Raw genomic sequence first — 8,892 nt, forward strand, 5'->3', positions numbered from 1 at the left:
AGTAGAAGGGGTTCACGCGGAGGCGCGGAGGCGCGGAGGGACTTAGACCGGCGCGCAGCGCCCTTTCATTAGGTCATTGGAGGGCGCTGACGCGCCCAGGGTCGCGACACCTCCGCGTCTCCGCGCCTCCGCGTGCCAAAACTCCTTCGCGTCTTCGCGTCTTCGCGTGAACCCTTAACCCTCACATGCCCGCCGCGCCCGAGCCGCCCTGCAACTTGGTCGCTTCTGCGATATGACGCTTGACGATCGGCACGGCCGCCTTGGCCGAGGCCTTGAGCGGCGCCTTGTCACCGCCCGCCGCATAGCTCTGGTGCAGGTCGAGCGCGGCCTGATGCGCGGGCCGCTGCTGGCCGAGATACAGCCGGTCGATGTCGGCGGGCGAGGCGGCCTGCAACTCGTTGATCGAGGCGGTCGCGCCCGGGTCGAGCGCGGGCGGCGGCGGGTTGAGCCCGGCCTTCTGCGCCGCCTTCACCGTCGCCGCGGTGGTCTTCTGATGATGGTCGATCATCATCTGCGCGAACTTCTTCACACCCGCATTCTGCGACTTCTGCAACACGATCTGGCTCGAGTTGATCTCGTACAGGTCGCTCTTGCCCGCCGCGGTGACATAAGCGTCGGCGGTCGTCTTCGCCTCGGCCGGGGGCGGGGGCGGGGGCGTCTGCGCGCTGGCGATCACCGGCGCGGCGAACAAAGCGGCGCCGAGCAGCAGGCGGGTGGTGGCAATCATCATCGTCTCTCCCACGTCGAACTTCCGCGAGAGCGGTGCGCGCGTGGCAAAGTTCCGTTATGATACAGTAACTTGCTTTCGATCAGCCAGTTCGGTCGCGGGTCTCGGGCATGGCCACAGCGTAGAGCGCCAGCCCGCCGCCCGCGATCGCCGCGAGCGTGAGGAAGGTCGGCGCATAGCCCGCGCCGACGATGATCGTCCCCGCCAGCGTCGCGCTCAGCGCCGCGCCGAGCCCCTGCGCGGTCGCCACCGCGCCCTGCGCGACGTTGAAGCGCCCGCTGCCGCGCGTCAGGTCGGCGATCACGATCGGGAAGAGCGCGCCGAAGATCCCCGCGCCGACGCCGTCGAGCGCCTGTACCGCCACCAGCCACCACGGATCGTTCGACACGGTGTAGAGCGCCCCGCGCGCCGCCAGCACCGCGAAGGCCGCGACGAACAGCGGCTTGCGCCCCCAGGCGTCGGCCTTGCGCCCGACCAGCAGCGCCATCGGCACCATCACCAGCTGGGCCGCGACGATGCAGGCCGCGGTGAGCGAGGTCGCCTGATCCTTCCCCACGGTGCGCGCGAGCAGCTGGCTCACCGAGGTCAGCATCGCGGCATTGGCGAGGTGGAACAGGAAAGCGAGCACGGCGAACAGCAGCAGCGCCTTCTGCTCGAGCAGCACGCGCCAGCCGGGCGCGGCCTCACAGGCGGTGGCGGCGTCGGGCGCGCAGTCGAGCCCGCGCGCGACCGCGTCGTCGATGTGGCGCGAGTCGATCCGCAGCGCGGCGAAGACGCTCGCCACCGTCAGCCCCGCCATCAGGTAGAAGACCACCACCGGCCCGAAGCGCCACGCCAGCACGCCCGCCAGCGCGGCCGAGACCGCGTTGCCGGCATGGTTGAACGCCTCGTTGCGCCCGACCCGCGCGGAGAAAGCGCGCGCGCCGAACAGCCCGAGCGTGATCGCCGCGATCGCCGGCGCGAACAGCGCTCCGGCCGCGGCGGCGAGCGACTGGGTCACCACCACCGCGCCGAAGCCATGGACAAAGGACAAGGAAACGCTGCCCAGCGTCACCACCAAAGCGGCGGCGATGACGATCGCGGGCTTGCGCGTCGAGCGGTCGATCAGCCAGCCGGCCGGGGTCTGCGCGAGCAAGCCGACGATCCCGGCGATGGTGAGCACCAGCCCGGCGGTCGACTCGTTCCACCCGTGCGTCGGCCCGCGCACCGCGACGAGATAGATGGCGAGATATGGCCCGAGCCCGTCGCGCACGTCGGCGAGGAAGAAGTTGAGCGCGTCGAGCGCGCGCCCTGGCGGATGCGGTGCGGCTTCCGGCGGCGCCGGGCGGGTGGGGGCGAGCGTGGCCATGCGATGGATGCTCCGCGGAAGGGTTCGCGGGCAACGTTCCGTCACGAAGCGCGATCCAGCGCGGGGCGGGCCTGCGCTAGGTTAGGAGGGGGAAGTGGTTGAGAAGTGGGGGCAAGTATTTTTGAGGGAGGACGTCCGGTCTCACCAAGCTAAGTCCCGACGGCGTGAACCTTGGGTCGAACCGGCTTGGCGGGGTGCTAAGGGCGCGAGTGGCACGGCGCCCTTCGCCCCTCATCCTAGCGTCATGCTGAACTCGTTTCAGGATCCACCCGTCCGCTCCCGCCGCCGGCGCCGTGTATGCGGCACAGTGGATCCTGAAACGAGTTCAGGATGACGGCAGTGGTGGGGGAGCCGCGGCACACGTCCCCGAGGCCGGGTGGGAGCGCGCGGTGCGCGTCGGGCGTGCTGGTCGGTACGGAACCGCGGCACACTTCCCATAGAAAAAGGGAGGGTCCCTCGCGGAACCCTCCCTCTCTCATCGCATCGCTACATCCCGCCTCAGGCGGCGAGCTTGCGCAGCACGTACTGGAGGATGCCGCCGTTGAGGAAATATTCCAGCTCGTTGACGGTGTCGATGCGGCAGCGCGTCGCGAACGTCTCGGTCGAGCCGTCGGCGCGCTTCAGCGTCACGGTCACGTTCTGGCGCGGGCGCAGGCCTGCCACGTTCTCGATCGTGAAGGTCTCGTCGCCGGTCAGCCCGAGCGACTGGCGCGACACGCCCTCGGCGAACTGCAGCGGCAGCACGCCCATGCCGACCAGGTTCGAGCGGTGGATGCGCTCGAAGCTCTCCGCGATCACCGCGCGCACGCCGAGCAGGTTGGTGCCCTTCGCCGCCCAGTCGCGCGACGAGCCCGTGCCATATTCCTTGCCCGCGACCACCACCAGCGGCGTGCCGTCGGCCTTGTGGCGCATCGCGGCGTCGTAGATCGGCATGACCTCGCCGTCGTAGCGGCTCATCCCGCCCTCGACGCCCGGCACCATCTCGTTCTTGATGCGGATGTTGGCGAAGGTGCCGCGCATCATCACCTCGTGATGGCCGCGGCGCGCGCCGTAGCTGTTGAAGTCCTGGCGCGAGACCTGGTGCTCCTGCAGCCACGTCCCCGCCGGGCTGTCGGCCTTGATCGAGCCGGCCGGCGAGATGTGGTCGGTGGTGATCGAGTCGCCCAGGATCGCCAGCGGCTTGGCGTCGACGATGTCGGTCGTCGGCTTGGGCGTCATCTCCATGCCCTCGAAATAGGGCGGGTTGGCGACATAGGTCGAGCCGGCACGCCAGCTGTACGTGTCCGAGCCGGTGACGTCGATCGCCTGCCACTTGCTGTCGCCGGCGTAGACGTTGCCGTAGCGCGCGCGGAACATGCCGTCGTCGATGTTCGCCGCCATCAGGTCGGCGACCTCCTGGTTGGTCGGCCAGATGTCGCGCAGGTAGACGTCACCGCCGTCCTTGCCCTGGCCGATCGGCGTCTCGTTCATGTCGGTCGTCACACTGCCCTTGAGCGCATAGGCGACCACCAGAGGCGGCGAGGCGAGGAAGTTGGCGCGCACGTCGGGCGACACGCGGCCCTCGAAGTTGCGGTTGCCCGACAGCACCGAGGCGGCGACCAGGTCGTTCTCGTTGATCGCCTTGCTGATCGGCGCGGCGAGCGGCCCCGAGTTGCCGATGCAGGTGGTGCAGCCGTAGCCGACCAGGTTGAAGCCGATCGCGTCGAGATCCTCGGACAGCCCGGCCTTGTCGAGATAGTCGGTGACCACCTGCGAGCCAGGCGCGAGGCTGGTCTTCACCCAGGGCTTGGGCGCCAGGCCCTTCTCGCGCGCCTTGCGCGCCACCAGCCCGGCGGCGACCAGCACCGAGGGGTTGGAGGTGTTGGTGCAGCTGGTAATCGCCGCGATCACCACGTCGCCGTCGCCGATGTCATGGCCGCGCTCGTCGACCGCGACGCGCGCCGGCTTCTCCTTGTGGTAGAGCTTGAACAGGTCGCCGTTGAACACCTCGTCGACGGTGTCGAGGCTGACCTTGTCCTGCGGGCGCTTCGGCCCGGCGAGCGACGGCACCACGGTGCCCATGTCCAGCTCGAGCGTGTCGGTGAACACGGGATCAGGGCTGTCGGCGTAGCGCCACATGCCCTGCGCCTTGGCATAGGCCTCGGTCAGCGCGACCACCTCATCCGGGCGCCCAGTCAGGCGCATGTAGTCCATCGTCTTGTCGTCGACCGGGAAGAAGCCGCAGGTCGCGCCATATTCGGGCGCCATGTTGGCGATCGTCGCGCGGTCGGCGAGCGTCATCTGGTCGAGCCCGGGGCCGTAGAACTCGACGAAGCGGCCGACCACGCCCTTGGCGCGCAGCATCTGCGTCACGGTCAGCACCAGGTCGGTCGCGGTGATGCCCTCGCGCAGCGAGCCGGTCAGCTTGAAGCCGACCACCTCGGGGATCAGCATCGACACGGGCTGGCCGAGCATCGCCGCCTCGGCCTCGATCCCGCCGACGCCCCAGCCGAGCACGCCGAGGCCGTTGATCATCGTGGTGTGGCTGTCGGTGCCGACCAACGTGTCGGGATAGGCGATCGTCGCGCCGCTCTTGGCGTGCTCACCCGTCTCCTCGGACGCCCACACCGCGTGGCCGATATATTCCAGGTTGACCTGGTGGCAGATGCCCGTGCCGGGCGGCACCACCTTGAAATTGTCGAGCGCCTTGGAGCCCCACTTCAGAAACTCGTAGCGCTCGGCGTTGCGCGCATATTCGAGGTCGACATTGTCCTCGAACGCCTTGGGCGTGCCGAACTCGTCGACCATCACCGAGTGGTCGATGACGAGGTGGACGGGCACCTGCGGGTTGATCTTGGCGGCGTCACCGCCGAGCTTGGTGATCGCGTCGCGCATCGCGGCGAGATCGACCACGCAGGGCACGCCGGTGAAGTCCTGCATCAGCACGCGCGCGGGGCGGTACTGGATCTCGCGGTCGCTGCGGCGCTCCTGCTGCCAGTCGACGATCGCCTTCACGTCCGCCTCGGTCACGGTCACGCCGTCCTCGAAGCGCAGCATGTTCTCCAGCAGCACCTTCATCGAGAAGGGCAAGCGCGAGATGTCGCCGAACTTCGCTTCCGCCGCCTTCAGCGCGAAATAGTCGTAGGTCTTGCCCCCGGCCGTCAGCGTGGTGCGGGCGTTGAGCGTGTCGTGGCCGATGGCCGTCATGGGCAGCTGTCCTTCCTCGTGGGAGCCTCGCGCCCGCGGCGATGCGGCACGGCCGCGTGCGCGCGGGTGCGGGCGAAACTCTCGATCGCCGCGGGCGATAGCAGCGGGGGACCGGGCGGGGAAGGGTGGAACGGCGCGCGCGCGTAAGCGATTATGGCCGGGGGCGCGGGGCCGTCCGGAAGGGGCGAGAAATGGCGCGCAAGCTCAAGGTGTTCCGCACACCCGCCGGGTTCCACGACGCTTATGTGGCGGCGCCGAGTCGTAAGGCGGCGCTGGCCGCCTGGGGCGCCGACGCCGACCTGTTCGCGCGCGGCGTCGCGGAGGAGGTGACCGACGCGGCGTTGATGGAGGAGCCGCTGGCACGCCCGGGCGAAGTGGTGCGGCGCTCGCGCGGGAGCGCGGCCGAGCAGCTCGCCGCGCTCCCCCCGGACCGGCGGAAGCGCGCGCGGGCGGCGCAGAAGGAGGACCAAGCGCCGCGGCGGAAGGCGGCGAAGGCGAGGGCCGCGGAGAAGCCGCCCGCGCCGCGTCCGAGCCGCGCCGAGCTGGCGGCGGCGGAGGTGGCGCTGGAGCAGGAGGACGCGCGCCGCCGCGACGAGGAGAAAGTGCTGGCCGAGCGCCAGGCCGCGCTCGACCGCGAGCGCCGCGAGGCGGGGCGGCGGCATGAGCGGGAACGGGCGCGGCTGGAGGCGGCGCAAGAGCGGGCGGCGGACGCCTATGCGGCGGCGGTGGAGAAGTGGCGGCGGTAGGTACGGTGGTCGGCCCAGACCCATCTCCGTTCGGTTCGAGTAGCCGTCGAGCCTGCCGAGACGGCGTATCGAGAAGATGCCGCGGAGGGCGCGCTCTCGATACGCGCTCTCGACGAGCTCGATCGCTACTCGAGCCGAACGGATGGAGTATGGGGGCAGCGCCCCGCCGTCCCCGCCGCCCCGCACCCCCATCGCCTTGACCCGGCGCACCCCCCATCGCATAGCCGGCTGATGGAGCAGGACATCGAGACGCTGTCGTTCGAGGCCGGCCTACGCGAGCTGGAGACGATCGTCGCCCGGCTCGAGTCGGGCGATACCCCGCTGGAGGAGGCGATCCGGCTCTACGAGCGCGGCAGCGCGCTGCGGCAGCGCTGCGCCGACCGGCTCGACGCCGCGCAGGCGCGGATCGAGGCGATCCGGCTCGGCGCCGACGGCCGCCCCGCCGCCACCGAGCCCTTCGCCGCGGGATGACCATCACCGCCACCGCGTCGCCCAAGCTCCAGGCCGCGCTCAAGGAAGTCGCGGCCGAGATGGACCGTCGCTTCGACGCGCTGCTCCCGGTCCCCGACGATCCGCGCGCCGATCTCTACCGCGCGATGCGCCACGCTACGATCGGCGGCGGCAAGCGGCTGCGCCCGCTGTTGGTGTTCGCCACCGCGCGGCTGTTCGACGTGGCGCGCGACGGCGCCGCGCGCGCCGCGATGGCGCTGGAGGCGATCCATGCCTACTCGCTGATCCACGACGATCTGCCCGCGATGGACGACGACGACCTGCGCCACGGCAAGGCCACCGTCCACAAGGCGTTCGACGAGGCCACCGCGATCCTGGCGGGCGACTGCCTCCACGCGCTCGCCTTCGAGGTGCTCGCCGATCCCGCCACCCATGCCGACCCGTTCGTCCGCGCCGAGCTGGTCGCCGACCTCGCGCGCGCCTCGGGGCCGAGCGGCATGGCGGGCGGGCAGGCGATGGACCTCAAGGCCGACGGCGCCGCCTTCGACCTCGGCACGGTCACGCGGTTGCAGCAGATGAAGACCGGCGCGCTGATCGGCGCGGCGGTGGAGGCGGGCGCGATCCTCGGCCGCGTCCCGCCCGAGGGGCGTCGCCACCTGCGCGGCTACGCGCACGACCTCGGCCTCGCCTTCCAGATCGTCGACGACCTGCTCGACGTCGAGGGCGACGAGCAGCTCGCCGGCAAGAAGCTGCGCAAGGACGGTGAGGCGGGCAAGGAGACGTTCGTCTCGCTGCTGGGCGTCGAGCGCGCCAAGCAGCAGTCGCAGATGCTGGTCGAGCAGGCGATCGACCACCTGCGCAGCTACGGCGACGAGGCCGAGCTGCTGCGCGCGATCGCGCGCTTCGTCACCGAGCGGCGCGGGTGAGCGGCATGGGCGCGCGCGTCGGCGTCTATCCGGGCACGTTCGACCCGATCACGCTCGGCCACATGGACATCATCCGCCGCGGCGCCAAATTGGTCGACCGGCTGGTGATCGGCGTCACCACCAATCCCAGCAAGTCGCCGATGTTCAGCGTCGCCGAGCGTATGGCGATGGTGCAGCGCGAGGTCGCCGCGATCGGCGGCGAGATCCACGTGGTGGAATTCGACTCGCTGCTGATGGACTTCGCCGAGCGCGAGGGCGCGACCATGATCGTGCGCGGGCTGCGCGCCGTCGCCGACTTCGAGTATGAATATCAGATGGCAGGGATGAACCAGCAGCTCAACGACCGGATCGAGACCGTCTTCCTGATGGCCGACGTCGGGCTGCAGCCCATCGCGTCCAAGCTGGTCAAGGAGATCGCGCTGTTCGGCGGCGACATCCGCAAGTTCGTCACCGCGGCGGTGTGCCAGGAGGTGGTCGAGCGGGTCGCGCTGGTGGGGCGGCGCGGGGGGTGAAGGGCCCGAAATCGAGAGAAGGTCGGCCGTCGGCCGGTTCCGTCATGCCGGGCTTGACCCGGCATCCATGGTCCCGCGCACGCCTCCCGCCGTTGTTCTCGCGGCGCCATGGATCCCGGCGCAAGGCCGGGATGACAGAAGCGGAGGACGTCGTCGGACGCGCGCCCTTCGCGTCGGCAGCCCGTTCCCATTCAGTTTGGCGCAAGCGTGAATCTGGTCTAGACGCCGCCGCTGACACTCTCCCCGACAGACCCGAAAGCACCGATGCGCCCGTCCGCCCTCCTGTCCGCCCTCTTCGCCGCCGCCGTGCTCACCGCCGCCCCCGCCGCGGCACAGGAGCGGCTCGCGCCGCCGCCGCTGGGCGACAAGACCAATATCTGGCTGCTCGATCTCTCCACCGGCGGTCGCGTCGAGATCGCGCTGCGCCCGGACGTCGCGCCCAAGATGGTCGAGCGGATCAAGCAGCTCACCCGCCAGCACTTCTACGACGGCCTCGTGTTCCACCGCGTGATCGACGGCTTCATGGCGCAGGGCGGCGACCCCAAGGGCGACGGCACCGGCGGCAGCCAGCTCCCCGACCTGCCCGCCGAGTTCAACTATCTGCCGCACGTCCGCGGCTCGGTCGCCGCCGCGCGCGCCGAGAAAGAGGATAGCGCGAACAGCCAGTTCTACATCGTCTTCCAGCCGCGCTTCTCGCTCGACAAGAAGTACACCGTGTTCGGCCGCGTGATGTCGGGGATGAACTACGTCGACGCGATCGAGCGCGGCGAGCCGCCGGCGAACCCGTCGCGGATCGTCCACGCCTATATCGCCTCGGACAACCCGCCGGCCTACCAGCCGCTGCCCGCCGCCGCGCCCGCGACGCTGCCCACGCTGCCGGGCACCACGCCGACGCTGCCGGGGACCGGGACAGGCACAGGAGCGATGCCGCCCGCCGCCACCACCGCGCCGGCGCCGCGCGCCAAGCCGGCGCCGCGCCGCCGCTGAGCCGGCGCGC

At 70.6% G+C, this 8,892-nt stretch carries 8 protein-coding genes; 5 read left to right on the forward strand and 3 right to left on the reverse strand.

Going from position 1 to position 8,892, the window contains the following annotated elements; translation table 11 throughout:
• Positions 1 to 181: 181 nt before the first annotated feature.
• From EV292_RS03180 to acnA, 3 genes are all read right to left on the reverse strand, one after another.
• A complete protein-coding gene (locus EV292_RS03180; protein WP_243693577.1) occupies positions 182 to 730 on the reverse strand; it encodes a DUF4142 domain-containing protein in 549 nt (182 codons plus the stop codon).
• 79 nt (positions 731 to 809) lie between these two features.
• A complete protein-coding gene (locus EV292_RS03185; RefSeq protein ID WP_132907710.1) occupies positions 810 to 2,075 on the reverse strand; it encodes an MFS transporter in 1,266 nt (421 codons plus the stop codon).
• A 498-nt stretch (positions 2,076 to 2,573) separates the two neighbouring features.
• A complete protein-coding gene (gene acnA, locus EV292_RS03190; RefSeq protein ID WP_132907711.1) occupies positions 2,574 to 5,261 on the reverse strand; it encodes an aconitate hydratase AcnA in 2,688 nt (895 codons plus the stop codon).
• Positions 5,262 to 5,452: 191 nt separating this feature from the next.
• Here acnA and EV292_RS03195 point away from each other — a divergent pair, with 191 nt between their 5' ends.
• The 5 genes from EV292_RS03195 (at position 5,453) to EV292_RS03215 (ending at position 8,882) form a co-directional block, all read left to right on the forward strand.
• Positions 5,453 to 6,007, forward strand: coding sequence for a hypothetical protein (locus EV292_RS03195; RefSeq protein WP_132907712.1), 555 nt, complete (start codon positions 5,453 to 5,455; stop codon positions 6,005 to 6,007).
• A gap of 231 nt (positions 6,008 to 6,238) precedes the next feature.
• Complete coding sequence (locus EV292_RS03200; protein ID WP_132907713.1) at positions 6,239 to 6,478, forward strand: exodeoxyribonuclease VII small subunit; 240 nt, start codon at positions 6,239 to 6,241, stop codon at positions 6,476 to 6,478.
• A complete protein-coding gene (locus tag EV292_RS03205) occupies positions 6,475 to 7,383 on the forward strand; it encodes a farnesyl diphosphate synthase (RefSeq protein ID WP_132907714.1) in 909 nt (302 codons plus the stop codon). Before EV292_RS03200 ends, EV292_RS03205 begins: the two co-directional genes overlap by 4 nt.
• 5 nt (positions 7,384 to 7,388) lie before the next feature.
• The gene (gene coaD, locus EV292_RS03210) at positions 7,389 to 7,895 is read left to right on the forward strand and encodes a pantetheine-phosphate adenylyltransferase (RefSeq protein WP_132907715.1); all 507 of its coding nucleotides are present in this window, start codon (positions 7,389 to 7,391) and stop codon (positions 7,893 to 7,895) included.
• A 264-nt stretch (positions 7,896 to 8,159) separates the two neighbouring features.
• Entirely contained in the window at positions 8,160 to 8,882 is a 723-nt protein-coding gene (locus EV292_RS03215) for a peptidylprolyl isomerase (protein WP_132907716.1), read from the forward strand.
• Positions 8,883 to 8,892: the final 10 nt, after the last annotated feature.

This window comes from Sphingomonas sp. BK235 (assembly GCF_004345855.1).
Taxonomy (GTDB): domain Bacteria; phylum Pseudomonadota; class Alphaproteobacteria; order Sphingomonadales; family Sphingomonadaceae; genus Sphingomonas.

Excerpts from the sequence above, each read along its gene's own strand:
- acnA (WP_132907711.1), bottom strand. The coding sequence starts at position 5,261 with ATGACGGCCATCGGCCACGACACGCTCAACGCCCGCACCACGCTGACG.
- EV292_RS03200 (WP_132907713.1), top strand. The coding sequence starts at position 6,239 with ATGGAGCAGGACATCGAGACGCTGTCGTTCGAGGCCGGCCTACGCGAG.
- EV292_RS03185 (WP_132907710.1), bottom strand. The coding sequence starts at position 2,075 with ATGGCCACGCTCGCCCCCACCCGCCCGGCGCCGCCGGAAGCCGCACCG.
- EV292_RS03195 (WP_132907712.1), top strand. The coding sequence starts at position 5,453 with ATGGCGCGCAAGCTCAAGGTGTTCCGCACACCCGCCGGGTTCCACGAC.
- EV292_RS03205 (WP_132907714.1), top strand. The coding sequence starts at position 6,475 with ATGACCATCACCGCCACCGCGTCGCCCAAGCTCCAGGCCGCGCTCAAG.
- EV292_RS03180 (WP_243693577.1), bottom strand. The coding sequence starts at position 730 with ATGATGATTGCCACCACCCGCCTGCTGCTCGGCGCCGCTTTGTTCGCC.
- EV292_RS03215 (WP_132907716.1), top strand. The coding sequence starts at position 8,160 with ATGCGCCCGTCCGCCCTCCTGTCCGCCCTCTTCGCCGCCGCCGTGCTC.
- coaD (WP_132907715.1), top strand. The coding sequence starts at position 7,389 with ATGGGCGCGCGCGTCGGCGTCTATCCGGGCACGTTCGACCCGATCACG.